The 24352-nt window shown below is 69.1% G+C and carries 25 protein-coding genes and 4 tRNA genes; 18 read left to right on the forward strand and 11 right to left on the reverse strand.

Annotation, left to right across the window (positions count from 1 at the left end; genetic code table 11):
• Window positions 1-101 precede the first annotated feature (101 nt).
• Complete coding sequence (gene htpX / locus ACZ7HT_RS31170; protein ID WP_471171954.1) at window positions 102-965, forward strand: zinc metalloprotease HtpX; 864 nt, start codon at window positions 102-104, stop codon at window positions 963-965.
• A 15-nt stretch (window positions 966-980) separates the two neighbouring features.
• Here the strand turns inward: htpX and ACZ7HT_RS31175 are convergent, their stop codons facing one another.
• The gene (locus ACZ7HT_RS31175; protein WP_471171956.1) at window positions 981-2900 is read right to left on the reverse strand and encodes a recombinase family protein; all 1920 of its coding nucleotides are present in this window, start codon (window positions 2898-2900) and stop codon (window positions 981-983) included.
• Window positions 2901-3045: 145 nt separating this feature from the next.
• Between ACZ7HT_RS31175 and ACZ7HT_RS31180 the strand changes: the two genes are divergently transcribed.
• Entirely contained in the window at window positions 3046-3516 is a 471-nt protein-coding gene (locus ACZ7HT_RS31180; protein ID WP_471171957.1) for a hypothetical protein, read from the forward strand.
• 4 nt (window positions 3517-3520) lie between these two features.
• Here ACZ7HT_RS31180 and ACZ7HT_RS31185 read toward each other — a convergent pair whose 3' ends face one another.
• From ACZ7HT_RS31185 to ACZ7HT_RS31205, 5 genes are all read right to left on the reverse strand, one after another.
• Window positions 3521-3922, reverse strand: a complete 402-nt coding sequence (locus ACZ7HT_RS31185) for a YccF domain-containing protein (protein ID WP_471171960.1) — start codon at window positions 3920-3922, stop codon at window positions 3521-3523.
• 155 nt (window positions 3923-4077) lie between these two features.
• Complete coding sequence (locus ACZ7HT_RS31190) at window positions 4078-5316, reverse strand: APC family permease (protein WP_471171961.1); 1239 nt, start codon at window positions 5314-5316, stop codon at window positions 4078-4080.
• A gap of 10 nt (window positions 5317-5326) precedes the next feature.
• Entirely contained in the window at window positions 5327-5956 is a 630-nt protein-coding gene (locus ACZ7HT_RS31195; protein WP_471171963.1) for an alpha-ketoglutarate-dependent dioxygenase AlkB family protein, read from the reverse strand.
• On the reverse strand, window positions 5953-6462 hold the full coding sequence (locus tag ACZ7HT_RS31200; RefSeq protein WP_471171965.1) for a methylated-DNA--[protein]-cysteine S-methyltransferase: 510 nt from the start codon (window positions 6460-6462) through the stop codon (window positions 5953-5955). The genes ACZ7HT_RS31195 and ACZ7HT_RS31200 overlap by 4 nt, the downstream gene beginning before the upstream one ends.
• 106 nt (window positions 6463-6568) lie before the next feature.
• Complete coding sequence (locus ACZ7HT_RS31205; RefSeq protein ID WP_030687924.1) at window positions 6569-7060, reverse strand: YajQ family cyclic di-GMP-binding protein; 492 nt, start codon at window positions 7058-7060, stop codon at window positions 6569-6571.
• 172 nt (window positions 7061-7232) lie between these two features.
• On the opposite strand from ACZ7HT_RS31205, the gene ACZ7HT_RS31210 reads away from it, so the two are divergent.
• Window positions 7233-7314: transfer RNA gene (locus tag ACZ7HT_RS31210), tRNA-Tyr, on the forward strand.
• A gap of 62 nt (window positions 7315-7376) precedes the next feature.
• Here the strand turns inward: ACZ7HT_RS31210 and ACZ7HT_RS31215 are convergent.
• Both ACZ7HT_RS31215 and ACZ7HT_RS31220 read right to left on the reverse strand, forming a co-directional pair.
• The gene (locus ACZ7HT_RS31215; protein WP_471171966.1) at window positions 7377-8033 is read right to left on the reverse strand and encodes an NAD(P)H-binding protein; all 657 of its coding nucleotides are present in this window, start codon (window positions 8031-8033) and stop codon (window positions 7377-7379) included.
• Between the two features lie 2 nt (window positions 8034-8035).
• Window positions 8036-9343 carry an amidohydrolase family protein gene (locus ACZ7HT_RS31220; RefSeq protein ID WP_471171968.1) on the reverse strand — a complete coding sequence of 436 codons (1308 nt, stop codon included), beginning with the start codon at window positions 9341-9343 and terminating at the stop codon, window positions 8036-8038.
• A gap of 207 nt (window positions 9344-9550) precedes the next feature.
• On the opposite strand from ACZ7HT_RS31220, the gene ACZ7HT_RS31225 reads away from it, so the two are divergent.
• The 6 genes from ACZ7HT_RS31225 to ACZ7HT_RS31250 all read left to right on the forward strand — a co-directional run bounded on the left by ACZ7HT_RS31225 (window position 9551) and on the right by ACZ7HT_RS31250 (window position 12086).
• Window positions 9551-9623, forward strand: a tRNA-Thr gene (locus tag ACZ7HT_RS31225).
• Window positions 9624-9667: 44 nt separating this feature from the next.
• Window positions 9668-9740 (forward strand) — tRNA-Met (locus tag ACZ7HT_RS31230).
• 88 nt (window positions 9741-9828) lie between these two features.
• Window positions 9829-9993: a 50S ribosomal protein L33 gene (gene rpmG / locus ACZ7HT_RS31235; protein ID WP_003956487.1), complete on the forward strand. Its 165-nt coding sequence runs from the start codon at window positions 9829-9831 to the stop codon at window positions 9991-9993.
• 101 nt (window positions 9994-10094) lie between these two features.
• Window positions 10095-10547 carry a MaoC family dehydratase N-terminal domain-containing protein gene (locus ACZ7HT_RS31240; protein ID WP_024755361.1) on the forward strand — a complete coding sequence of 151 codons (453 nt, stop codon included), beginning with the start codon at window positions 10095-10097 and terminating at the stop codon, window positions 10545-10547.
• Window positions 10548-10549: 2 nt separating this feature from the next.
• Window positions 10550-10978, forward strand: a complete 429-nt coding sequence (locus tag ACZ7HT_RS31245) for a MaoC family dehydratase (protein ID WP_471171971.1) — start codon at window positions 10550-10552, stop codon at window positions 10976-10978.
• A 16-nt stretch (window positions 10979-10994) separates the two neighbouring features.
• Window positions 10995-12086, forward strand: a complete 1092-nt coding sequence (locus tag ACZ7HT_RS31250) for a UDP-N-acetylmuramate dehydrogenase (RefSeq protein WP_471171974.1) — start codon at window positions 10995-10997, stop codon at window positions 12084-12086.
• A gap of 15 nt (window positions 12087-12101) precedes the next feature.
• Here ACZ7HT_RS31250 and ACZ7HT_RS31255 read toward each other — a convergent pair whose 3' ends face one another.
• Window positions 12102-12734 (reverse strand): NAD(P)-dependent oxidoreductase, encoded by a 633-nt coding sequence (locus tag ACZ7HT_RS31255; protein ID WP_471171976.1) that lies wholly within the window; start codon window positions 12732-12734, stop codon window positions 12102-12104.
• An 87-nt stretch (window positions 12735-12821) separates the two neighbouring features.
• Here ACZ7HT_RS31255 and ACZ7HT_RS31260 point away from each other — a divergent pair, with 87 nt between their 5' ends.
• Window positions 12822-13427, forward strand: coding sequence for a TetR/AcrR family transcriptional regulator (locus ACZ7HT_RS31260; protein ID WP_471171977.1), 606 nt, complete (start codon window positions 12822-12824; stop codon window positions 13425-13427).
• Here the strand turns inward: ACZ7HT_RS31260 and ACZ7HT_RS31265 are convergent.
• Together ACZ7HT_RS31265 and ACZ7HT_RS31270 are read right to left on the reverse strand one after the other, a co-directional pair.
• Entirely contained in the window at window positions 13424-14443 is a 1020-nt protein-coding gene (locus ACZ7HT_RS31265; RefSeq protein WP_471171978.1) for an adenosine deaminase, read from the reverse strand. The genes ACZ7HT_RS31260 and ACZ7HT_RS31265 overlap by 4 nt on opposite strands.
• Window positions 14444-14564: 121 nt before the next feature.
• Entirely contained in the window at window positions 14565-15791 is a 1227-nt protein-coding gene (locus ACZ7HT_RS31270; protein WP_471171980.1) for a pyridoxal phosphate-dependent aminotransferase, read from the reverse strand.
• A 205-nt stretch (window positions 15792-15996) separates the two neighbouring features.
• Between ACZ7HT_RS31270 and ACZ7HT_RS31275 the strand changes: the two genes are divergently transcribed.
• The 8 genes from ACZ7HT_RS31275 (at window position 15997) to rpoB (ending at window position 24257) form a co-directional block, all read left to right on the forward strand.
• Window positions 15997-16069 (forward strand) — tRNA-Trp (locus tag ACZ7HT_RS31275).
• Between the two features lie 105 nt (window positions 16070-16174).
• On the forward strand, window positions 16175-16462 hold the full coding sequence (gene secE, locus ACZ7HT_RS31280) for a preprotein translocase subunit SecE (protein ID WP_359507751.1): 288 nt from the start codon (window positions 16175-16177) through the stop codon (window positions 16460-16462).
• Window positions 16463-16505: 43 nt separating this feature from the next.
• Window positions 16506-17372, forward strand: a complete 867-nt coding sequence (gene nusG / locus ACZ7HT_RS31285; RefSeq protein WP_471171982.1) for a transcription termination/antitermination protein NusG — start codon at window positions 16506-16508, stop codon at window positions 17370-17372.
• Window positions 17373-17530: 158 nt separating this feature from the next.
• The gene (gene rplK, locus ACZ7HT_RS31290; protein WP_030687894.1) at window positions 17531-17965 is read left to right on the forward strand and encodes a 50S ribosomal protein L11; all 435 of its coding nucleotides are present in this window, start codon (window positions 17531-17533) and stop codon (window positions 17963-17965) included.
• Window positions 17966-18042: 77 nt separating this feature from the next.
• Window positions 18043-18771: a 50S ribosomal protein L1 gene (gene rplA, locus ACZ7HT_RS31295; protein ID WP_471171984.1), complete on the forward strand. Its 729-nt coding sequence runs from the start codon at window positions 18043-18045 to the stop codon at window positions 18769-18771.
• A gap of 412 nt (window positions 18772-19183) precedes the next feature.
• Window positions 19184-19714, forward strand: a complete 531-nt coding sequence (gene rplJ / locus ACZ7HT_RS31300) for a 50S ribosomal protein L10 (protein WP_030687887.1) — start codon at window positions 19184-19186, stop codon at window positions 19712-19714.
• Between the two features lie 112 nt (window positions 19715-19826).
• Window positions 19827-20210 carry a 50S ribosomal protein L7/L12 gene (gene rplL, locus ACZ7HT_RS31305; protein WP_471171987.1) on the forward strand — a complete coding sequence of 128 codons (384 nt, stop codon included), beginning with the start codon at window positions 19827-19829 and terminating at the stop codon, window positions 20208-20210.
• A 564-nt stretch (window positions 20211-20774) separates the two neighbouring features.
• A complete protein-coding gene (gene rpoB, locus ACZ7HT_RS31310) occupies window positions 20775-24257 on the forward strand; it encodes a DNA-directed RNA polymerase subunit beta (RefSeq protein WP_471171989.1) in 3483 nt (1160 codons plus the stop codon).
• Window positions 24258-24352: the final 95 nt, after the last annotated feature.

The raw sequence follows: 24352 nt of genomic DNA on the forward strand, positions 1-24352 counted from the left end.
GAACCTCCCGCCTGGCGTTGACCTCTACGGGAGGGTCCACTGGACGAGTAGACGACCACGAGGACGAGGGTTCCCCCGCCGCACCACCTGGAGGGCGTACCGTGCACCGCCGGCACAACGGGCTGAGGACCGCGGTCCTCCTCGGAGGGCTCTCGGCCCTCATCATCGTCATCGGCAGCTTCTTCGGGCGTACGGGGCTGATCGTCGCGCTCGTCGTGGCGCTCGGCACCAACGCGTACGCCTACTGGAACAGCGACAAGCTGGCGCTGCGGGCCATGCGGGCCCGCCCGGTGAGCGAATTCGAGGCCCCCGCTCTGTACCGGATGGTGCGCGAGCTCTCCACGCAGGCGCGCCAGCCCATGCCCCGGCTCTACATCTCGCCCACCCAGGCGCCCAACGCCTTCGCGACCGGCCGCAACCCGCGCAACGCCGCCGTCTGCTGCACCGAGGGCATCCTCGCGATCCTCGACGAGCGCGAGCTGCGCGGGGTCATCGGGCACGAGCTGAGCCACGTCTACAACCGGGACATCCTGATCTCCTCGGTCGCCGGAGCGCTCGCCTCCGTGATCATGTTCCTGGTCAACTTCGCCTGGCTGATCCCCGTCGGCCGCTCCAACGACGACGACGGCCCCGGCATCCTCGGCTACCTGCTGGTCCTCGTCCTCGGCCCGATCGCCGCCTCGGTCATCCAGCTCGCCATCTCCCGCTCCCGGGAGTACGAGGCCGACGCGTCCGGCGCCCAGCTCACCGGAGACCCGCTGGCCCTCGCCGGCGCCCTGCGGAAGCTGGAGGCCGGCACGAAGCAGCTGCCCCTGCCGCCCGAGCCGAGGATCGAGGCGGCGAGCCACATGATGATCGCGAACCCCTTCCGGCCCGGGCAGGGGTTGTCGAAGATGTTCTCCACCCATCCGCCGATGGCCGAGCGCATCGCCCGGCTCGAACAGATGGCAGGTCGACGCCCGTGAAAACGATCCTGAACGTCAGGTGGCTCGACCTTCGATGACCATCGGGGGCAGTAGCCGGATCTCCGGGAGAGAGATCCGTTCCACGTCCGCGAGCGCAGCGTTCACGCGGCTCCAGGTGTCGTCGCACGTCCAGGCATTGAAATGCTTCGAAGCTTGGATGGTGGCTCCGGTCTCCTTGATCACGTCGGGCCATGACTTGCCGGTGCGGGCCTTGTAGAAGATGGCGTCCACGGACCGGCGGACGGTGTCCCTGCGTCCCTTCGGGAGGAGGGCAGAGACCCTCGCCCATTCCTCGTCCGCGAGCGGGGCAGCGGGTACGTCGAGGGCGGCCATGGCGTACCAGGCCCTCACGGTGCAGGGGACGCCGGCGCGTCGGTCGCGGGGAACAGGGCCGGTGACGGTGACCTTCAGTTCCAGCATGGACAGGATGGCCGCTTGCTGCTCAGGGGGCACGTCGGGGAACGACTTCTGCGCCGTGTCCGCCAGCGCGATGAGATCACGGGCCCGCCGATCAGACGCTTCCCTCTCGGCCAGCCATTCGGTCGCCTCATCGCGCAGGTTCTGGAGCTGTTGAAGTTCGCGGTTCAGGACTGCTGTGGCCGCCTCGATGGCATCCGATGACCTGGACTGTTCGGCTGCTACGGCGATGACGGCCGCGATCGAGGCGTTCATTCCCTCAATCTGCTGGTCGAGGCCGGCGATCCGGTCAGCCAGGGCCACTGTGTCCCCTGCCGCCATCCCGATCTGCTCGACAGCCGGCCCTCGGAGCATTTCGCTGTTGCTCGCGATCTCGGTGACGTGCTTCCAGACATGCTTTTCAAGGGCGTCCGCATCGATGCGAGAGCAGTGACAGGGCTCTTGGGCGAGCTCCCTGGGCGCGTTGCCCGTGCACCGGTAGAACCGAGCCACCTCCCGGCCTGAGGAATAGCCGAACCCCGAGTGAGTCCTGCCGCAAAGGCTGACGATGCGGCCGCTGAGCGGGTAGTTCCATCGTTGGCCACTGCTGCTCTTCGCTGTCTCGGCGACCTTGCGTCGTAGCTCGGTGCTCTGTTCTTCGGTCAGGATTCGAGGCAACTCGATCCGGACGGAGTCTCCCCAGACGGGGTCGCCGTTCTCGTCCCTCTCGGCATGCTTCCCACGGAAGACCAGCACGGCATCGAGTACGGGTGCCGACATGATGCGGTCTCGGAGATTGTCCCGCGTCCATGCCCTGCCGGAGCGTGCCGTGATCCCTTCGCTGATCAGGCGGATGGTGGCCCTGCGGAGATTGAGCCCTTCGCCGACCACGAGGTCGTACACGTGCTTGATGACCTTCGCCTCGTCCTCGTCGATCACCAGGTGCGAACCGGGGGTCCCCTTGTCGGCGATGCGGTAGCCGTAGGGGGCGGGCCCGCCGATGTGTGCGGCCGGCGTCCGCTCCGCTTTCTCCTGCAGGCCGCCCTGAGTGCGGTCGCGGACCATCTCCCACTCGGTCTCGGCGTAGTCCGCATCGCGTCGCATCTTCTTGCGGCCCTCAGCGGTGGTGTTGTCGTAGTCGTCCGCGACGACGGCGACGAAGACGCCGATGTCTTCCAGAGCCCAGACCCAGCGCCAGAAGGCACGACTCTTGCGACCGATCACACGACCGTCCGGCACGACCACGATGTCGAAGGGACGTGGAGTCCGCTGGGCGGCATCCATGAGCCGCTTCAGGTCAGGGCGGTCGGCAGCTTCCAGAGAACCCGAGACTCCCTCGTCTTTGTAGGTGCCGATATGGGTCCACTGCTTGAGTGCGATGTGTCGGGTCGTCTTGCGGCTCTGCCGGGCTACGCCGTAGCCCTTCTTCTGCTCCTCAGTCGATACGCGTAGGTAGTCGACCGCACGCGAGGTGCGTGTATCGGCCGCGCATGCGTCGGTCTCGACGTCCGAAGACAGGGGTGTGCTTACATGGGACACGTCGACTCCCAATCAGTCGGCCAGCCCCGGGGCGGTGCCAGCCGCTGCCGGGGCGTTTTGTCTGAGCTTCCAAGGTAGCTCGGGTATCTGACGTGCCGTCGGCGTTTCCAGGGTTCTGCCAGTGAGCGGTCTCATGATGTGCCGCATGAGTGAGCACTACGAGATCGTCTTGAGCTGCTTCCTGCGCAGCGACACTCCCGAGGCTGTGCTGGCCGCCTGCCTCTGGCATCTGGGCGTGGACTCCGACTGTCCGGAGGACCTTGACGAGGAGGAGCATCCCTGGCCGCTCTTCCTCACGTATCCCGGCAGCGAGCTGCCGGGAGGGGATACGGCGACCATGCGGAGATCGGAGAGGGTGGACGAGCTCGGCCGCCCGATGTGGGAAGTCTTCGCACGCAACTACTGGGTCGATGACAATCTGCCGCTCCTCGATGCCCTACTGGCGCTGGTGACCCCGCATGTGGCAGTCCCGGGACACGGGGGCTTTCTGCGGCACGAGTACGACACGGAGTCGACCGTGTTCGTGTTCCGGGATGGGGGCTATGCCCAGGTGTCACTGGGCGTGCCGAATGATCCTGGGGGCGCGACGGGCCGGATGACTCAGGGTTCGGGCTGACGTCTTAACGTCCACCGAAGCCTTGATCTGACGGAACCACCTCGCGTCCCAGCGGCATGAGTGAGATCGGGATCAGTTTCAGGTTGGCCCAGCCGAACGGGATTCCGATGATCGACAGGAACAGGGGGATGCTCGTGACCAGGTGTCCCAGGGCCAGCCACCACCCGGCGAAGACCACCCAGATCACGTTCCCGATGACCGACCCGGCTCCAGCGCCCGGTCGCTCCACAGTGGTGCGGCCGAACGGCCAGAGGACGAAGCCTGCGATACGCAGGGACGCGATACCGAAGGGGATGGTGATGATCAGAACGAAGCAGATCAACGCGGCGACGAGGTAGCCGATCGCCATCCAGATGCCGCAGAAGACGAGCCAGATGATGTTCAGCAGCAGGTTGAACAGCTTCATGATCGACACCTTTCGAGGTGGGTCCGCCGGTACTGTCCTGTCAACATCAGTACCCCGTGCACATCACCGTGGGACCCTCATGCGGAACGAATGCCCACAACGGGTCATCGAAGACTCGGCCGCAACGGGTGGAGGCCACAACCAGGCCCAGCCGCTCACGCATGTGGTGGGATCGCGCGCCCCCGGCTTATCGCCCAGGCCACCACGCCCGCCGCCACCACGCCCGAGCCCGCCAGGACCGAGCCCAGGGGGAGGGCGAAGGCCAGGGCTCCGCAGCCGGTGAGGCCCAGGGCGGCCAGGGCGCGGTCGCGGCCGCCCAGGGTCCAGGCCGAGGCGTTCGCGATGCCGTAGTAGACGAGGACGCCGAACGACGAGAAGCCGATCGCGCCCCGCACGTCCACCGTCGCCGCCACCACGGCCACCACCGCGCCCACCGCGAGCTCGGCCCGGTGCGGGACCTGGAAGCGCGGGTGCACGGCCGCGAGGGCCGTCGGGAGGTACGCGTCGCGGGCCATCGCCAGGGTCGTACGGGACACCCCGAGGATCAGCGAGAGGAGCGAGCCCAGGGCGGCCACCGCCGCTCCGGCCGTGACCAGCGGCACCAGCCAGTCGGCGTCCGCCGCGCGGGCCGCGTCGGCGAGCGGCGCGGGGGAGGAGGCGAGGGCGGAGGGGCCGAGGACCGTCAGCACGCTCACCGCGACGAGTGCGTAGACGGCGAGGGTGATGCCGAGGGCGAGCGGCACCGCGCGGGGGATCGTGCGGGCCGGATCGCGGACCTCCTCGCCGAGCGTGGCGATCCGCGCGTACCCCGCGAACGCGAAGAAGAGCAAACCCGCGGCCTGGAGCCCCCCGCCGGTGGTGAGCTCTCCGCCGGGGGCCGAGAGCCCCGTCCCGCCGGCCGTGAGCGAGGCCGTGGCCACGCACGCGAGGACGGCCAGGACGAGCGTCACGATCACCCGGGTGAGGAGCGCCGACTTCTGAACTCCCGTGTAGTTGACTGCTGTCAGGGCCACCACCGCGGCGACGGCCACCGCGTGCGCCTGCTCCGGCCACACGTAGGAACCGACGGTGAGGGCCATCGCCGCGCACGAGGCGGTCTTGCCGGCGACGAACGCCCAGCCGGCCAGGTACCCCCAGAAGGAGCCGAGACGTTCGCGACCGTACACGTACGTGCCGCCGGAGGCCGGGTAGCGGGCGGCGAGCCGCGCCGAGGACATGGCGTTGCAGTACGCGACGACGGCGGCGAGCCCGAGCGCCCAGAGCAGTCCGGGTCCGGAACCGGCGGCGTCCGCCGCGGGCCCGAGCGCGACGAAGATCCCCGCGCCGATCATCGAGCCGAGCCCGATCACGACCGCGTCGAAGAGGCCCAGCGAGCGGCGCAGTTCCGGTGTCATGCTCCGCACATTAGACGCTGAGTCCGGTCTCCCTGAGCGTGATGTTCAGCCGCCCGGCCAGGCCGAGCGCCGGGTCGGCCGTCCCCGGGAACACCTGGGGAACCCCGTGGTGAACCCACCGCGAAGCCCCGCCGAAGACGAAGAGGTCCCCGGAGACCAGATCGACGTCCTGGTACGGCCGGCCGCGGTTCTCCTCGTTCCCGAAGCGGAACACGCACCGGTCCCCGAGGCTCAGCGACACCACCGGCGCCCCGGAGCGCTCCTCCCGGTCCTGGTGCATGCCCATCCGCGCGCCGGGCGCGTAGAAGTTCACGAGCGCGGTGTCGGGGGTGAAGCCGCCGTGCTCGCCGTAGGCCTCGACGAGGGCGTCCCGGCCGAGGGCGACCAGCCACTCCGGCAGCGGGACCCCGAGCGTGTCGAGGTAGCGGTACGGCACCCACTGCCGCCCCAGGGCCAGCGAGCGCACCGACATCACGCCGCCGCCGGGCAGCACGGTCTGCCGGTACGGGTACGGCCCGCGCCCCCATTCCCGGCAGGCGTCGACCAGCTCCCGCTGCCGCGCGAACGGGAGCCACGCGGGCACGTGCACCGCCCCGGGCGCGATCTCGGCCCGCTCGCGGGGGAACAGCCCCTCGGTCACGCGAGGGTCCCGGTGAGGGTCCCTTCGAGCCCCAGGAGCCGCTCCTTGCGCTCAAGGCCGGCGGCGTACCCGCGCAGGCTCCCGTCGGCGCCGATCACCCGGTGGCAGGGCCGCACCACGAGCAGCGGATTGCGCCCGATCGCGGTGCCCACGGCCCGTACTCCGGAGCCGGCCGACCCGACGCGCCGGGCGATCTCCCCGTACGAGACGGTCGTCCCGTACGGGATCTCCTCCAGGGCCCGCCAGACGCGCCGCTGGAACGCGGTCCCGGCGTCGTCGGCGAGCGGCAGGTCGAACCGGTCCCGGCGGCCGGCGAAGTACTCGCCCAGCTGCCCGGCGGCCTCGGCGAACGCCCCGGGTGCGAGCGTCCAGCCGTCCTCGACCTCGACGGCGCCCTTCTGCCCCGGCAGGGACAGCGAGCGCAGCACGGCTCGGCCCCCTTCGGCGAGCTGTCCGACGAGGAGCATCTCGCCCAGGGGGCCGTCGACGTACGCGTACACGGTCATGGCTGGTTCCTCTCCCCGTACGGGTCTTCCTGAGACCCAGTGTGCGGGGACCGGCGAGCCCGGGGCTGGCGGTATTCGGACACCGCCCTCATGACCCGCTACGGGGTCAGCGGTAGTTCACGAACTGGATCGCGAAGTCGAAGTCCTTGCCCTTGAGCAGCGCCTGCACGGCCTGCAGGTCGTCCCGGCTCTTCGAGCTGACCCGCAGCTCGTCGCCCTGGACCTGCGCCTTGACGCCCTTGGGGCCCTCGTCGCGAATGGCCTTCGCGACCTTCTTGGCGTTCTCCTGGGAGATGCCCTCCTGGACGGAGGCGAAGAGCTTGTACTCCTTGCCGGACAGCTGCGGCTCGCCCTCGACGTCCAGCGACTTGAGCGAGATCCCGCGCTTGATCAGCTTGGACTGGAAGATGTCGAGGATCGCCATGACGCGCTCCTCGCCGTTCGCCTGCATCAGGATCTTCTCGCCCGACCAGGAGATCGAGGCGTTGGTTCCCTTGAAGTCGTAGCGCTGGGAGATCTCCTTCACGGCCTGGTTGAGGGCGTTGTCGACCTCCTGCCGCTCGACCTTGGAGACGATGTCGAAACTGGAGTCGGCCATGACTCGTGGCTCCTTGCTCGGATGCTGTGGGGTACCCCCAAAGCCTAGGGGGTGAGCCGCCGGCCGAACCGCTGATCAACCGGGTGGCGAACCACCCCCGGGGATCAGGTATTGTTTACGTCGTTGCCGGGGAACACCGCAGAAACGCGGTGGACCAAGGCAGCGAACCCATGGCGATGTGCCCGAGTGGCCAATGGGAGCGGACTGTAAATCCGTCGGCTTAGCCTACCCAGGTTCGAATCCTGGCGTCGCCACGTGAAGAAGGTCCCCGGTGTTCACACCGGGGACCTTCACTCGTTTCCGGAGACGATCGGCGTCAGTTGCCGGCCACGTCCTTCACGGCCACCGAGAGCGGGACCGAGCCGGCGATCAGTTCCAGGGTGAGGCCGGCCGTCGCCGGGGTGTCGATGAGTTCGGCGAGGACCGCGGCCACGTCGTCCCTCGGGACCGGCCCGCGGCCCGTGCGGGCCTCCAGGCGGACCATGCCCGTGCCCGCGTCGTCCGTCAGGGAGCCGGGTCGCAGGATCGTCCAGTCCAGGGCCGTACGGGCGCGGACGTCGTCGTCGGCCGCACCCTTCGCGCGCAGGTAGGCGTCGAAGATCTCGTTCCCCGGGTGGGAGGCGTCCGCGCCCATCGAGGAGACGACGAGGTAGCGCCGCACGCCCGCGCGTTCCGCCGCGTCAGCGAACAGCACCGCGGCCGCCCGGTCCACCGTGTCCTTGCGGGCGGCGCCGCTGCCCGGGCCCGCGCCCGCCGCGAAGACGGCCGCGTCGGCGCCCTGGAGCACCGCGGCGACCATCTCGACCGACGCCGACTCCAGGTCGAGCACGACGGGCTCAGCGCCCGCCTCCCGCAGGTCGTCGTCCTGTTCCGGGTTGCGGATGATCCCCGCGACCTCGTGGCCCGCCGCCGAGAGCAGCCGCTCCAGGCGCAGGGCGATCTGTCCGTGTCCCCCAGCGATGACGATGCGCATACTCACGACCGTACGTCGGGTCCGGCCGGAGGGCTTCCCGGCTCGGGCGGCCGCTCCGGCCGCTCCGTGCGCTCCGGGCGCTCGGGCCGCGCCTGCCGTGGCAGGTCCAGGGCCGCCGCCGAATCGCAGTACTCCCGCACCGCGCTCGTCCGGGCCACCACCCGCCCCCGGTGCACCACGATCCGGCTGTACGCGAGGGACAGCACGCCCGCCAGGCGCTCGCCCCGCACCGCGAGCAGCTCCGCCGGGAAGCCGGCCTCCACCCGCACCTCCGGCAGGCCCATCGCCTCACGCGCGTGCGTGCTCACCGCCCCGTACGCCTCCTCGGGCGGCAGCCCGCCGAGCGAGGCAAGGAGGTAGGCCGCCTCCAGCGGGTCCCCGCGCCCCACCGGGTTGGCCACGTCCCGCAGCGCCCCGCTGCCCGCCGCGACCCGCGCCCCGGCCGCCCGCAGCAGCCGTACGGGGGCGGTGCCGCGCACCTCGGTCGCCCCGCAGCCGCCCTGGGGCAGGCAGACCACGGTCACGCCGGCCGCCGCCAGCTGGTCCGCCGCCCGCCGGGCCGCGTCCGCGGGAAGCCGGGCGAGCCCCGCGCACGGCCCGATCGTCACCCCGGGCCGCAGCCCGCCGGCCATCGCCGCGAGCCGGGCGAGCCGCGCCGGGTCGTCCCCGTCGGTGTGCAGGTCGACCGGGACGCCGTGTTCTGCGGCGGCCTCCAGGACGGCCTCCACGTACCCGGCGGGGTCCGGGTCGAGGTCCGGGCAGCCGCCCACCACGCCGGCGCCCATCTTCACCGCGTCCCGCAGCATCGCGAGCCCGTCCGCGCCCGCGACGCCGGTGAGCAGCCGGGGCACGGCGACCGCCGTCAGGTCGGCGAGGCCGCGCAGCGAGCGCCGGGCCTGGAGCACCGCTTCGAGCGGGCCGAGCCCGTGGACGTCGCCGATGCGCACGTGCGCGCGGAGCGCCGTCGCGCCGTGGCCGAGCTGGAGCAGCGCCGCCTCGGTGGCCCGCCGCTGCACGTCCTCGGGGGCGTACGAGACGGGGCCCGGGGTGTCGGCGGAGAGCGCCGTGTCGGCGTGGGCGTGGGGTTCGGCGGCGGCGGGCAGCAGGAGGTAGCCGGCGAGGTCCACGCGCGCGCCCACGGCAGTGAGGCTGCCCGCGGTGCCGACGGCCTCGATGCGGCCGCCGACGAGCCGCACGTCCACGGTGCGTCCGTCGGTGAGCCGGGCGTGGGAGAGCAGGAGCGAGGTCGAGTCGGCGGTGGTGGCGGCCCCGTCCTCGGGCGGCTGGGGCTGCTTGCTGTCGGCTGACATCGGGCTCCTCAAGGCTCCTCAAGATCAAGATCACGCAGCGTGGGGCCGAGCCTAGGGGCGCTCGGAGTGACCTTCGGGGAGGAGCGGCAAAAGTCGTACCGATGAGGCCACGAGTGGCGTACGGGACGCCTGATGAGGGCGGTCGCGAGGGCGTGGGGAAACGGATTTGGGTGATGGGCCGCAGACCGTGTAATGTCTTCCTCGCTCGCCCCAATAGCTCAGTCGGTAGAGCGTCTCCATGGTAAGGAGAAGGTCTACGGTTCGATTCCGTATTGGGGCTCTGGTGAGAGGGATCCCGCCTTCGGGTGGGATCCGGATCATCAAAGCGGTGTAGCTCAGTCGGTAGAGCAAGCGGCTCATAATCGCTGTGTCACCGGTTCAAGTCCGGTCACCGCTACAGACAGTAGCCGATTGTGGGGTCGGTCCTACGATCGGCTACTCTTCTATGCGTTCATCCGTCCATCCGTCCGTCAAGGAGCACTCACGTGGCTGCCACCGACGTCCGCCCGAAGATCACGCTGGCCTGCGTGGAGTGCAAGGAGCGGAACTACATCACCAAGAAGAACCGGCGTAACAACCCGGACCGTCTTGAGATGAAGAAGCACTGCCCCCGCTGCAACTCGCACACCGCGCACCGCGAGACGCGCTAATCAGGCTCGTACACGAGGCCGTCCCCACTCGGGGGCGGCCTCGTGTCGTTTGTCGGCTCCCCCCGACGACATCGGCAACAAATCCAGGAGGTATCGAGTCCATGGCGCTCGACCAGTCCTTCGTGGGCCGGACCTATCCGCCCACCCCGCCCTACGAGGTCGGCCGCGAGAAGATCCGCGAGTTCGCCGAGGCGATCGGCGACGCGAATCCCGCGTACACCGACACCGAGGCGGCCAAGGCGCTCGGACATTCCGATGTGATCGCCCCGCCCACTTTCGTGTTCGCCATCACGTTCAAGGCCGCCGGCGCCGTCATCGAGGACCCGCAGCTCGGCCTCGACTACAGTCGCGTCGTCCACGGCGACCAGAAGTTCGCCTACACCCGGCCCGTCCGCGCCGGGGACCGGCTCTCGGTCACCTCCACCATCGAGGCGATCAAGTCCCTCGCCGGCAACGACATCCTGGACATCCGCGGCGAGGTCCACGACGCCTCCGGCGAGCACGTCGTCACCGCCTGGACCAAGCTCGTCTCCCGCGCACCCGAGGGGGCCTGACCATGACCGCGAAGATCGCCTACGACGAGGTCGAGGTCGGCACCGAGCTGCCCGCGCAGACCTTCCCCGTGACCCGCGCCACGCTCGTGCAGTACGCCGGCGCCTCCGGGGACTTCAACCCCATCCACTGGAACGAGAAGTTCGCGGTCGGGGTCGGCCTCCCGGACGTCATCGCCCACGGCATGTTCACCATGGCCGAGGCGATCCGCGTCGTCACCGACTGGGCCGGCGACCCCGCCGCCGTCGTCGAGTACGGCGTCCGCTTCACCAAGCCGGTCGTCGTCCCCGACGACGGGACCGGCGCCCTGATCGAGGTCTCCGCCAAGGTCGCCGCGAAGCTGGACGACCAGCAGGTGCGGGTCGACATCACGGCCATGAGCGCCGGACAGAAGGTCCTCGGCATGAGCCGGGCCGTGGTCCGGCTGGCCTGACGGTCGCTGCCGAAGGGTGCTTACCCCCGCGGTAAGTACCCTTGAGCCCGTGCAGCAGATCGCAGACGCCCCCCTCGCGCCCCTGACCACCTTCCGCCTCGGCGGGCCCGCCACCCGGCTCGTCACCGCCACCACCGACGACGAGGTGGTCGCGGCGGTCCGCGAGGCCGACGCCGCCGGGACCCCGCTGCTGATCATCGGCGGCGGTTCCAACCTGGTCATCGGGGACAAGGGCTTCGACGGCACGGCGCTGCGGATCGCCACCACCGGGTTCGCGCTCGACGGGACCCGCCTGGAGCTCGCCGCCGGAGAGGTCTGGACGGACGCCGTGGCGCGGACCGTCGAGGCCGGGCTCGCCGGGATCGAGTGCCTGGCCGGCATCCCCGGCTCGGCCGGCGCGACCCCGATCCAGAACGTCGGCGCGTACGGGCAGGACGTCTCCGCCACCATCAGCGAGGTCGTCGCCTACGACCGGCGCGCCGAGGAGACCGTCACCCTCACGAACGCCGCGTGCGCCTTCTCGTACCGGCACAGCCTCTTCAAGGGCCAGCCCGACCGGTACGTCGTGCTGCGGGTCCGCTTCGAGCTGGAGGACGCGGACGGGCAGTCCGCGCCGGTCTCGTACGAGCAGACCGCCCGCGCCCTGGGGGTCGGGATGGGCGAGCGGGTGCCGCTCGCGCACGCCCGCGAGACCGTCCTGGGGCTCCGCGCGAGCAAGGGCATGGTCCTGGATCCGGAGGACCACGACACCTGGTCCGCGGGATCCTTCTTCACCAACCCGGTCCTCACGGCGGGGGAGTACGAGACCTTCCTCGCGCGCGTGGCGGGCCGGCTCGGCCCCGACGTCGCCCCGCCGGCCTTCCCGGCGGGCGAGGACGGCGCCGTGAAGACCTCGGCGGCCTGGCTGATCGACAAGGCCGGCTTCACCAAGGGGTACGGCTCCGGGCCCGCCCGCATCTCCACCAAGCACACGCTCGCCCTCACCAACCGCGGCGAGGCGACCACCGAGGACCTCCTGGCCCTCGCCCGCGAGGTCGTCGCCGGGGTGCGGGAGGCCTTCGGGGTCACCCTCGTCAACGAGCCGGTGACCGTGGGAGTCCAGCTCTAGGACCTGTCCGGCGGATCAGTACGCGACGCCCACGCCCTGCCCGACCGTCGCGGGGTCGTCGATCATCGCCAGCATCGCGTGCGCCACGTCCGCGCGGGCCAGGGAACGGCCCCGGGACGGGGTGCCGCCGACGACCCTGCGGTACCGGCCCGTGCCGGGCTTGTCCGTCAGCTTGGGCGGGCGTACGGAGGTCCAGTCGGTGCCGCTGGCGGCGAGGTCCGACTCCATGACCCGCAGATCGGCGTAGACGTCCTTGAGGACGTTGTTGATGATCGCCAGGACCGCCTTGTCCACGAGGGCCTGCCCGTCCGGGACCGGGCCGAGCGGGGCCGCGCTGACCACCAGGAGCCGGCGCGTCTTCTCGGCCTCCATCGCCGCGATCACCGAGCGGGTGAGCCGCGCGGCTACGCCCGCGTCCGCACGGCTGCGGGCCCCGAGGCCCGAGAGCACCGCGTCCCGGCCCGCGACGGCCCCGCGCAGGGCCTCGGGGTCGGTCAGGTCGGCCCGCCGGACCGTGAGGCGTGTGCCGGTCACCGTGAGCCGCGCCGGATCCCGCACGACCGCCGTGACCTCGTGGCCCGCGGCCAGGGCCTGACGGACGATCTCCTGACCGATGCCGCCGGTCGCACCGAAGACTGTGAGCTTCATGTCGCACCCTCCCCGGGTGGGTAAGTATTCACTCACCCCCAGGGTGAGTGGATACTCACTCATACGTCAAGCGTGGCTGGAGGATGCATGGACCGCAGGGAACAGAAACCGACCCGCACCCGGATCGTCGACGCCGCCCGCGACCTCATGCGCACGGCGGGGCTCGCCCGCACCACCACCAAGGAGATCGCCAAGGCGGCCGGCTGCTCGGAAGCCGCGCTCTACAAGTACTTCAGCAGCAAGGAAGAACTCTTCCTGACCGTCCTGAACGAGCGCCTTCCCCAGCTCGGCGGGCTCCTCGGCGCACTCGCCGCCGACCCCGGCGGCCGCACCGTCGAGGAGAACCTCACCCAGGTCGCCCGGCAGGCCGCCCTCTTCTACGAGCAGACCTTCCCCGTCGTCGCATCCCTCTACGCGGAACCGCAGCTCAAGCGCCGCCACGAGGAGGCCATGCGTACGTACGGGATGGGCCCCCACAAGCCCATCGAAGGCCTCGCCGCCTACCTCCGCGCCGAGCAGCAGCACGGCCGCATCAGCGCCGACGCCGACCCGGTGGCCGCCGCCTCCCTGCTCCTCGGAGCCTGCGTGCAGCGCTCCTTCGCCTGGGAGATGGCCCCGGACCGCAGGCCGCCGGACTCCCTCGACGAGTTCGCCCGCGCCCTCGCCCGCACCCTCCTCCGGGGGATCGGCTAGGCGATCCAGTCGTCGATCCCCGCCAGCAGCTTCGCCTGGACGTCCTCCGGCGCCGCCGAGCCCCGCACCGACTGACGGGCCAGCTCCGCCAGCTCCGCGTCCGTGAACCCGTGGTGCTTCCGCGCGATCTCGTACTGGGCGGCCAGACGCGACCCGAAGAGCAGCGGGTCGTCCGCGCCGAGCGCCATCGGCACCCCGGCCTCGAAGAGGGTCCGCAGCGGCACGTCCTCGTGCTTCTCGTACACCCCGAGCGCCACGTTCGACGCCGGGCAGACCTCGCAGGTCACGCCCCGCTCGGCGAGCTTCCGCAGCAGCCGCGGGTCCTCCGCCGACCGCACGCCGTGCCCGACCCGCGCCGCCCGCAGATCGTCCAGGCAGTCCCGTACGGACGAGGGGCCCGTCAGCTCGCCGCCGTGCGGGGCCGCCAGGAGGCCGCCCTCCCGCGCGATCGCGAAGGCCCGGTCGAAGTCCCTCGCCATGCCCCGCCGCTCGTCGTTGGAGAGCCCGAAACCGACCACGCCCCGGTCCGCGAAGCGCACCGCGAGCCGGGCCAGGGTCCGCGCCTCCAGGGGGTGCTTCATCCGGTTCGCCGCGACGACCACCCGCATCCCGAGCCCGGTCTCCCGCGAGGCCGCGTCGACCGCGTCCAGGACGATCTCCAGGGCCGGGATCAGACCGCCCAGGTGCGGGGCGTACGAGGTCGGGTCGACCTGGATCTCCAGCCACCCGGAGCCGTCCCTGACGTCCTCCTGGGCCGCCTCCCGTACAAGCCGCCGGATGTCCTCCGGCTCGCGCAGGCAGGAGCGGGCGATGTCGTAGAGCCGCTGGAAGCGGAACCAGCCGCGCTCGTCGGTCGCCCGCAGCTTGGGAGGAGTACCGCTCTTGAGCGCCTCCGGGAGGTGCACGCCGTACTTGTCGGCCAGCTCGATGAGCGTCGTGGGCCGCATCGAACCGGTGAAGTGCAGGTGCAGATGGGCCTTGGGCAGCAGGGTGAGATCGCGGTGAGGGTGCTCCATTGGCCGATCCTGCCGCACTCGAATGGACGAATACAGTCCGTTTCCCCGATCGGGACCTTGCTAGAACGTAAAAACGGGCCCCTGGTTCCGGAGAACCAGGGGCCCGTGCGCCTCAGGAGGCTCAGTCGCGCGCCTCCGCGAGGAGCTTCTGGATGCGGGACACGCCCTCCACCAGGTCCTCGTCGCCCAGCGCGTACGACAGGCGCAGGTAGCCCGGGGTGCCGAAGGCCTCGCCCGGCACGACCGCGACCTCGGCCTCGTCCAGGATCAGGGCGGCCAGCTCGACCGAGGTCTGCGGGCGCTTGCCGCGGATCTCCTTGCCGAGCAGCGCCTTCACCGACGGGTACGCGTAGAACGCGCCCTCGGGCGTCGGGCAGTACACGCCCTCGATCTCGTTCAGCATCCGCACGATCGTCTGGCGGCGGCGGTCGAAGGCCTCGCGCATCTTCGCGACCGCGTCCAGGTTGCCGGAGACGGCGGCGAGCGCGGCGACCTGCGCGACGTTGCTCACGTTGGACGTGGCGTGCGACTGCAGGTTCGTCGCGGCCTTCACGACGTCCTTCGGGCCGACGATCCACCCGACGCGCCAGCCCGTCATCGCGTACGTCTTCGCCACACCGTTGACCACGATGCACTTGTCGCGCAGCTCGGGCACGAGCGTCGGCAGCGAGGTGAACTTCGCGTCGCCGTAGACCAGGTGCTCGTAGATCTCGTCCGTCAGGACCCACAGACCGTGCTCGACGGCCCAGCGGCCGATCGCCTCGGCGTCCGCCTCGCTGTAGACCGCGCCGGTCGGGTTCGAGGGGGAGACGAAGAGGACGACCTTGGTCCTCTCCGTGCGCGCCGCCTCCAGCTGCTCCACCGAGACCCGGTAGCCGGTGGTCTCGTCGGCGACGACGTCCACCGGGACACCGCCCGCGAGGCGGATCGACTCGGGGTACGTCGTCCAGTACGGCGCCGGGACGATGACCTCGTCGCCCGGGTCGAGGATCGCGGCGAAGGCCTCGTAGATCGCCTGCTTGCCGCCGTTGGTCACCAGGACCTGGGAGGCGTCGACCTCGTAGCCGGAGTCGCGCAGCGTCTTGGCGGCGATCGCGGCCTTCAGCTCGGGCAGACCGCCGGCCGGCGTGTAGCGGTGGTACTTGGGGTTCTTGCAGGCCTCGACAGCCGCCTCGACGATGTAGTCAGGGGTCGGGAAGTCGGGCTCACCAGCGCCGAAACCGATCACCGGGCGACCGGCGGCCTTGAGGGCCTTGGCCTTGGCGTCGACGGCGAGGGTGGCGGACTCGGAGATCGCACCGATCCGGGCGGAGACCCGACGCTCGGTGGGAGGGGTAGCAGCGCTCATGCGGCCATCGTCCCAGACCCCGTAAGGGCCCGGTACACGGGTTTCACGGACCGGACAGGAACGGTCATTCCCGGTCGTACGCGCGTCCGGCGGCAGGTCGGCGCAGTTCCTGTTCGACGTAGGGGCACCTGACCACGTATGCTCACTCCTCGTTGGCCCACAGCGACCACATCTCACGATGCGGTAGGTTGAGGGGCACCGACAAAGGGTCGTAGCTCAATTGGTAGAGCACCGGTCTCCAAAACCGGCGGTTGGGGGTTCAAGTCCCTCCGGCCCTGCTACACACACCGCCAGGTGTTGTGCGCATGTGTACGTACTTCATTGCACCGCCGTGCGGCTCCACCCGGGCGCGGCACGGCCGACCCGGAATCAGGTGAGAGATCGTGACGGACGCCGTAGGCTCCATCGACATGCCTGATGCCGATGACGAGACCGCCGAGTCGAAGAAGAAGTCCCGTAAGGGCGGCAAGCGCGGAAAGAAGGGCCCTCTGGGCCGTCTCGCGCTCTTCTACCGCCAGATCATCGCGGAGCTCCGCAAGGTCGTCTGGCCCACGCGCAACCAGCTGACGTCGTACACGTCCGTGGTGATTGTCTTCGTCGTCATCATGATCGGCCTTGTCACCGTGATTGACTATGGCTTCCAGGAAGCAGTCAAGTACGTCTTCGGCTGACTTTTTGTTCCACCCATCTGTATCGCAGGAAGAAGCAGCCACCGTGTCTGACGCGAACCTGAACGACGCCTTCGAGTCCGAGTCCGTCGAGGACGAGCTGGACATCGTCGAGGCCGCCGACGAGGACGTCGAGGACGTCGAGGTCGACGCTGCTGAGGACGCTGCGGACGAGGACGTCGAGGTCGACGAGATCGACGAGGACGAGGACGCTGCGGACGAGTCCGACGAGGACGAGTCCGTCGTGACCGTCGAGGACGAGGACGCCGAGGAGGAGGCCGAGCCGGCCGCCCCGGTCGACCCGGTCGCCGCGCTCCGCGAGGAGCTCCGCACCCTCCCCGGCGAGTGGTACGTCATCCACACCTACGCGGGCTACGAGAAGCGCGTGAAGGCCAACCTCGAGCAGCGTGCCGTCTCGCTCAACGTCGAGGACTTCATCTACCAGGCCGAGGTCCCCGAGGAAGAGATCGTCCAGATCAAGGGCGGCGAGCGGAAGAACGTCAAGCAGAACAAGCTCCCCGGCTACGTTCTCGTCCGCATGGACCTGACGAACGAGTCCTGGGGCGTCGTCCGCAACACCCCCGGCGTCACCGGCTTCGTGGGCAACGCCTACGACCCGTACCCGCTGACCCTGGACGAGATCGTCAAGATGCTCGCCCCGGAGGCCGAGGAGAAGGCCGCCCGCGAGGCCGCCGAGGCCGAGGGCAAGCCGGCTCCGGCCCGCAAGCTGGAGGTCCAGGTCCTGGACTTCGAGGTCGGCGACTCGGTCACCGTCACCGACGGCCCGTTCGCGACGCTCCAGGCCACGATCAACGAGATCAACCCGGACTCCAAGAAGGTCAAGGGCCTCGTCGAGATCTTCGGTCGCGAGACCCCGGTCGAGCTCAGCTTCGACCAGATCCAGAAGAACTGATCTCACCGTCTTCCGACCAGGTCAGAGTGGCTCTCGCAGCCGCTCTGACCTGCTCGGTTTTTGGCCGCGCGACTATACCCGTTATCGTTGTGCGGTATGCCTGCATCCGGATGACCGGAAGGCGGGCTGAACACTCTCACTAGGACCCGGAGAGAGCAATGCCTCCCAAGAAGAAGAAGGTCACGGGGCTTATCAAGCTCCAGATCAACGCCGGTGCGGCGAACCCGGCCCCGCCGGTCGGCCCCGCGCTCGGTCAGCACGGCGTCAACATCATGGAGTTCTGCAAGGCCTACAACGCCGCGACCGAGTCGCAGCGTGGCATGGTCGTGCCGGTGGAGATCACGGTCTACGAAGACCGCACCTTCACCTTCATCACCAAGACTCCGCCGGCCGCCAAGCTGATCCTCAAGGCCGCGGGTGTGGAGAAGGGCTCCGGCGAGCCGCACAAGACCAAGGTCGCCAAGCTCACGGCCGCCCAGGTCCGCGAGATCGCCACGGTCAAGCTCCCCGACCTCAACGCCAACGACCTGGACGCCGCGTCCAAGATCATCGCTGGCACCGCCCGCTCCATGGGCATCACGGTCGAGGGCTGATCACCCCCCGTTTGACCTAGTGGTAGGGCCGGCGCGGCCCGCACCACGACTCCATACCTGAACAAACAGGAGAAGCAGTGAAGCGCAGCAAGGCTCTCCGCTCCGCGGACGCCAAGATCGACCGCGAGCGGCTCTACGCCCCCCTCGAGGCCGTCCGTCTCGCCAAGGAGACGGCCACCACGAAGTTCGACGGCACCGTCGAGGTCGCCTTCCGCCTGGGCGTCGACCCGCGCAAGGCCGACCAGATGGTCCGTGGCACCGTGAACCTTCCGCACGGCACCGGCAAGACCGCCCGGGTCCTGGTCTTCGCGACCGGTGACCGTGCCGAGGCCGCGATCGCCGCGGGCGCCGACATCGTCGGCTCCGACGAGCTCATCGACGAGATCTCCAAGGGCAACCGCCTGAACGAGTTCGACGCCGTTGTGGCCACCCCGGACCTCATGGGCAAGGTCGGCCGCCTCGGCCGCGTCCTCGGTCCGCGTGGTCTCATGCCGAACCCCAAGGTCGGCACCGTCACCCCCGATGTCGCGAAGGCTGTCAACGACATCAAGGGCGGCAAGATCGAGTTCCGCGTCGACAAGCACTCGAACCTGCACTTCATCATCGGCAAGGTCTCCTTCGACGAGACGAAGCTGGTCGAGAACTACGCCGCGGCGCTGGAGGAGATCCTCCGTCTGAAGCCGTCCGCCGCGAAGGGCCGCTACATCAAGAAGGCTGCCCTCGCCACCACGATGGGCCCCGGCATCCCGCTGGACTCCAACCGCACCCGTAACCTCCTCGTCGAGGAGGACCCGGCCGCGGTCTGAACCTCACCGGTTCGCTGAGTGGTCAGCCGGCCCCGCACCTCTCCGGAGGTGCGGGGCCGGCTTCTTTCGCGCTCCTGAGGCCGTACGAGGCCGTCCTGGGCCCGTGAGGGCGTTGCCCGGCAGCAGGGAAGGTCCGGGCCGCTCAGGGGGCGGTCAGAGCCGATTTGCTCCTGGACCGGGCCATCACGTACTCTTCCGAGGAAGCCAAAGACCGCTGGTCGTTGCTGTGCCCTTACCGGGTGCGGTGGCCGAAGGATCCGCTCACGACGGACGACCCGCGCAGGTGACTGTGGAAAGTTCCCGGACTTTATGTTCGGTCGAGCTCAGCCCCGTGCGCCTGCGCCCGGGGCGTTTTGTTTTGTTCAGTCCCCTTCTGAGCGGTCCTCATCACCCGGAAGGAGGCCGAAGCACTATGCCGACGCCCAACAAGGCTGCATCGGTGGCCGAGCTCAAGGACGCGTTCCAGAGCTCCAACGCCGCCGTGCTGACCGAGTACCGGGGTCTCACCGTGGCGCAGCTCAAGACGCTGCGTCGTTCGCTCGGTGAGAACGCCCAGTACGCCGTGGTGAAGAACACGCTGACCAAGATCGCGGCCAACGAGGCCGGGATCACCGCACTGGACGAGCACTTCGCTGGTCCGACCGCGGTCGCCTTCGTCACCGGTGACCCGGTGGAGTCGGCGAAGGCTCTGCGTGACTTCGCCAAGGAGAACCCGAACCTCATCATCAAGGCCGGTGTCCTTGACGGTAAGGCTCTCTCCGCCGACGACATCAAGAAGCTTGCGGACCTCGAGTCCCGCGAGGTTCTGCTCAGCAAGCTGGCCGGTGCCTTCAAGGGCAAGCAGTCTCAGGCTGCCTCGCTCTTCCAGGCGCTGCCGTCGAAGTTCGTCCGCACCGCGGAAGCGCTTCGCGTCAAGCTCGCCGAGCAGGGCGGTGCCGAGTAATTCGGCTCGCGCATTGATCCGCGCCGCCTAGTGCGCGGGTCGTAGCGGGCCGTTACGCCCGCCTCTATAGACACATCGGCACCTGCCGAGATTAGTGGAAGGATCGCCCATCATGGCGAAGCTCTCTCAGGACGACCTCCTCGCCCAGTTCGAGGAGATGACCCTCATCGAGCTCTCCGAGTTCGTGAAGGCCTTCGAGGAGAAGTTCGACGTCACCGCCGCCGCGGCCGTCGCCGTTGCCGGCCCCGCCGCCACCGGTGTCGCCGCTGAGGCCGCCGAGGAGCAGGACGAGTTCGACGTCATCCTCGAGGGTGCCGGCGACAAGAAGATCCAGGTCATCAAGGTCGTGCGTGAGCTCACCTCCCTGGGCCTCAAGGAGGCCAAGGACCTCGTCGACGGCACCCCGAAGCCGGTCCTCGAGAAGGTCGCGAAGGAGGCCGCCGAGAAGGCTGCCGAGTCCCTCAAGGCCGCCGGCGCCTCCGTCACGGTCAAGTAAGACCGTTTCGGCTCGCTGAGCTGACTCCTGCCCCCGTGTAGCGCGAATCCGTGTAACGCGGGGGCATCGAAAGGCGATCATCCATCTGGGTGGTCGCCTTTCGGCGTTCCCGGGAAACGGGCGTGGCGGGGGTCTGACGGGCCGCCGACGGCGGAGTATGGTGATCTTCGCCGTGCGCCCCGCAGACCGGCGGGTCTTGACGAACCGCACGCAGCGCGCAATTCTCAGGACGCGTCGTCACAACGATCCGTTTCCGAGGCATGGATCGACGACTGAACGGGCAGTATCGAGGTGCGCCGCACGGCGCGAGGTACCGCGGAGTTGAGAGCAACGAGGGTCGCGAAGAAGTCGCCCTGGACATCAGTGAGCCAAGTGGCTACACTGACCCTTTGCGCTGCCTGTTAGCTGCCTCCTGCCCGTCACCAGGGGCATACCTTCGCATCAGCTTCGTGGACCGACCCCGTCTGACCTGGCCTTTTGGCCATCTCAGGAAACGTCTGCCGTGAAGCGTTGCTGGGGACCGGTACGCGCGTAGTGAGTCCGAGCCCTCGGAAGGACCCCCTCTTGGCCGCCTCGCGCAACGCCTCGACCAATACGAACAACGGCGCAAGCACCGCCCCGCTGCGCATCTCCTTTGCAAAGATCCGGGAGCCCCTCGAGGTTCCGAACCTCCTCGCGCTGCAGACCGAGAGCTTCGACTGGCTGCTCGGCAACGCCGCCTGGAAGGCTCGCGTCGAGGCTGCCCTGGAGTCGGGACAGGACGTCCCCAGGAAGTCCGGTCTGGAGGAGATCTTCGAGGAGATCTCCCCGATCGAGGACTTCTCCGGGTCGATGTCGCTGACCTTCCGCGACCACCGCTTCGAGCCGCCGAAGAACTCGATCGACGAGTGCAAGGACCGTGACTTCACGTACGGCGCCCCGCTCTTCGTCACCGCCGAGTTCACCAACAACGAGACCGGCGAGATCAAGTCCCAGACTGTCTTCATGGGCGACTTCCCGCTCATGACCAGCAAGGGCACCTTCGTCATCAACGGCACCGAGCGTGTCGTGGTGTCGCAGCTGGTCCGTTCCCCCGGTGTCTACTTCGACTCCTCCATCGACAAGACGTCCGACAAGGACATCTTCTCCGCCAAGATCATCCCGTCGCGGGGTGCCTGGCTGGAGATGGAGATCGACAAGCGCGACCTGGTCGGTGTCCGCATCGACCGCAAGCGCAAGCAGTCCGTCACCGTCCTCCTGAAGGCCCTCGGCTGGACCACCGAGCAGATCCTGCAGGAGTTCGGCGAGTACGAGTCGATGCGCGCCACCCTGGAGAAGGACCACACCCAGGGCCAGGACGACGCGCTGCTGGACATCTACCGCAAGCTGCGTCCGGGCGAGCCGCCGACCCGTGAGGCCGCTCAGACGCTGCTCGAGAACCTCTACTTCAACCCGAAGCGCTACGACCTCGCAAAGGTCGGCCGCTACAAGGTGAACAAGAAGCTCGGCGCCGACGAGCCGCTGGACGCCGGTGTCCTCACCACCGACGACATCATCGCCACGATCAAGTACCTCGTGAAGCTCCACGCGGGCGAGACCGAGACGGTCGGCGAGAACGGCAACGAGATCGTCGTCGAGCCCGACGACATCGACCACTTCGGCAACCGTCGTCTGCGCAACGTCGGCGAGCTCATCCAGAACCAGGTCCGCACGGGTCTGGCTCGTATGGAGCGCGTCGTCCGCGAGCGGATGACCACCCAGGACGTCGAGGCGATCACGCCGCAGACCCTGATCAACATCCGGCCGGTCGTCGCCTCCATCAAGGAGTTCTTCGGCACCAGCCAGCTGTCGCAGTTCATGGACCAGAACAACCCGCTGTCGGGTCTGACGCACAAGCGTCGTCTCTCGGCGCTGGGTCCCGGTGGTCTGTCCCGTGAGCGGGCCGGCTTCGAGGTCCGAGACGTGCACCCGTCCCACTACGGACGCATGTGCCCGATCGAGACCCCCGAAGGCCCGAACATCGGTCTGATCGGTTCGCTCGCCTCGTACGGCCGGATCAACCCCTTCGGCTTCATCGAGACGCCGTACCGCAAGGTCGTCGACGGCCAGGTCACCGACGAGGTCGACTACGTCACCGCCGACGAGGAGGACCGCTTCGTCATCGCCCAGGCGAACGCGACCCTGAACGACGAGCTCCGCTTCACCGAGCCGCGCGTCCTGGTCCGTAAGCGTGGCGGCGAGGTCGACTACGTCGAGCCCTCGGACGTGGACTACATGGACGTCTCGCCGCGCCAGATGGTGTCGGTCGCGACGGCCATGATCCCCTTCCTCGAGCACGACGACGCCAACCGTGCCCTCATGGGCGCGAACATGATGCGTCAGGCCGTCCCGCTGATTAAGTCGGAGGCCCCGCTCGTCGGCACCGGCATGGAGTACCGCTGCGCCACCGACGCCGGCGACGTGCTCAAGGCCGAGAAGGACGGTGTCGTCCAGGAGCTGTCGGCCGACTACATCACGGTCGCCAACGACGACGGCACGTACATCACGTACCGCCTGCACAAGTTCTCCCGCTCCAACCAGGGCACCTCTGTGAACCAGAAGGTCGTCGTGGACGAGGGGCAGCGCGTCATCGAGGGCCAGGTCCTCGCCGACGGTCCCGCCACCGAAGAGGGCGAGATGGCCCTCGGCAAGAACCTCCTCGTGGCGTTCATGCCGTGGGAGGGCCACAACTACGAGGACGCGATCATCCTGTCGCAGCGCCTCGTGCAGGACGACGTCCTCTCCTCGATCCACATCGAGGAGCACGAGGTCGACGCCCGTGACACCAAGCTCGGCCCCGAGGAGATCACCCGGGACATCCCGAACGTCTCCGAGGAGGTCCTCGCGGACCTCGACGAGCGCGGCATCATCCGCATCGGTGCCGAAGTCGTCGCCGGCGACATCCTGGTCGGCAAGGTCACCCCGAAGGGTGAGACCGAGCTGACCCCGGAGGAGCGCCTGCTCCGCGCGATCTTCGGTGAGAAGGCCCGTGAGGTCCGTGACACCTCGCTGAAGGTGCCGCACGGCGAGATCGGCAAGATCATCGGCGTCCGCGTCTTCGACCGCGAGGAGGGCGACGAGCTTCCCCCGGGCGTGAACCAGCTGGTCCGCGTCTACGTCGCCCAGAAGCGCAAGATCACCGACGGTGACAAGCTCGCCGGCCGTCACGGCAACAAGGGTGTCATCTCCAAGATCCTTCCGATCGAGGACATGCCCTTCCTCGAGGACGGCACCCCGGTCGACATCATCCTCAACCCGCTGGGTGTCCCGTCCCGAATGAACCCGGGACAGGTCCTGGAGATCCACCTCGGCTGGCTCGCCAGCCGCGGCTGGGACGTCTCCGGTCTCGCGGACGAGTGGGCGCAGCGCCTCCAGGCGATCGGCGCCGACCAGGTCGCCCCCGGCACCAACGTCGCGACCCCGGTCTTCGACGGTGCGCGTGAGGACGAGCTCGCGGGTCTGCTGAACCACACCATCCCGAACCGTGACGGCGAGCGCATGGTGCTCCCGACCGGCAAGGCGAGGCTGTTCGACGGCCGCTCCGGCGAGCCGTTCCCGGACCCGATCTCCGTCGGGTACATGTACATCCTCAAGCTCCACCACCTGGTCGACGACAAGCTCCACGCGCGTTCGACCGGCCCGTACTCGATGATCACCCAGCAGCCGCTGGGTGGTAAGGCCCAGTTCGGTGGCCAGCGCTTCGGTGAGATGGAGGTGTGGGCGCTGGAGGCATACGGCGCCGCGTACGCCCTCCAGGAGCTGCTGACGATCAAGTCCGACGACGTGACCGGCCGCGTGAAGGTCTACGAGGCCATCGTCAAGGGCGAGAACATCCCTGAGCCCGGCATCCCCGAGTCCTTCAAGGTCCTCATCAAGGAGATGCAGTCCCTGTGCCTCAACGTGGAGGTGCTGTCCTCGGACGGCATGTCCATCGAGATGCGCGACACCGACGAGGACGTCTTCCGCGCAGCGGAGGAGCTCGGCATCGACCTGTCCCGGCGCGAGCCGAGCAGCGTCGAAGAGGTCTGACGGGAGTCCGGTGGGGGCTCAGCGATGAGCCCCCGCCGGCCCCAGGACCCCCGTATCAGACCCCAAAGCCTTACAACCCTGAGAGGGATTGACGC

It is taken from the genome of Streptomyces sp. NPDC037410, from assembly GCF_055602235.1.

Bases quoted from the DNA above. Each gene is read 5' to 3' on its own strand.
- ACZ7HT_RS31255 (WP_471171976.1), bottom strand. From the start codon at position 12,734: ATGAAGCTCACAGTCTTCGGTGCGACCGGCGGCATCGGTCAGGAGATC.
- ACZ7HT_RS31265 (WP_471171978.1), bottom strand. From the start codon at position 14,443: ATGGAGCACCCTCACCGCGATCTCACCCTGCTGCCCAAGGCCCATCTG.
- ACZ7HT_RS31200 (WP_471171965.1), bottom strand. From the start codon at position 6,462: ATGACCGTGTACGCGTACGTCGACGGCCCCCTGGGCGAGATGCTCCTC.
- ACZ7HT_RS31185 (WP_471171960.1), bottom strand. From the start codon at position 3,922: ATGAAGCTGTTCAACCTGCTGCTGAACATCATCTGGCTCGTCTTCTGC.
- ACZ7HT_RS31245 (WP_471171971.1), top strand. From the start codon at position 10,550: ATGACCGCGAAGATCGCCTACGACGAGGTCGAGGTCGGCACCGAGCTG.
- ACZ7HT_RS31215 (WP_471171966.1), bottom strand. From the start codon at position 8,033: ATGCGCATCGTCATCGCTGGGGGACACGGACAGATCGCCCTGCGCCTG.
- rplL (WP_471171987.1), top strand. From the start codon at position 19,827: ATGGCGAAGCTCTCTCAGGACGACCTCCTCGCCCAGTTCGAGGAGATG.
- ACZ7HT_RS31205 (WP_030687924.1), bottom strand. From the start codon at position 7,060: ATGGCCGACTCCAGTTTCGACATCGTCTCCAAGGTCGAGCGGCAGGAG.
- ACZ7HT_RS31240 (WP_024755361.1), top strand. From the start codon at position 10,095: ATGGCGCTCGACCAGTCCTTCGTGGGCCGGACCTATCCGCCCACCCCG.
- ACZ7HT_RS31260 (WP_471171977.1), top strand. From the start codon at position 12,822: ATGGACCGCAGGGAACAGAAACCGACCCGCACCCGGATCGTCGACGCC.
- ACZ7HT_RS31180 (WP_471171957.1), top strand. From the start codon at position 3,046: ATGAGTGAGCACTACGAGATCGTCTTGAGCTGCTTCCTGCGCAGCGAC.
- ACZ7HT_RS31270 (WP_471171980.1), bottom strand. From the start codon at position 15,791: ATGAGCGCTGCTACCCCTCCCACCGAGCGTCGGGTCTCCGCCCGGATC.
- rplJ (WP_030687887.1), top strand. From the start codon at position 19,184: ATGCCGACGCCCAACAAGGCTGCATCGGTGGCCGAGCTCAAGGACGCG.
- ACZ7HT_RS31220 (WP_471171968.1), bottom strand. From the start codon at position 9,343: ATGTCAGCCGACAGCAAGCAGCCCCAGCCGCCCGAGGACGGGGCCGCC.
- ACZ7HT_RS31190 (WP_471171961.1), bottom strand. From the start codon at position 5,316: ATGACACCGGAACTGCGCCGCTCGCTGGGCCTCTTCGACGCGGTCGTG.
- rplK (WP_030687894.1), top strand. From the start codon at position 17,531: ATGCCTCCCAAGAAGAAGAAGGTCACGGGGCTTATCAAGCTCCAGATC.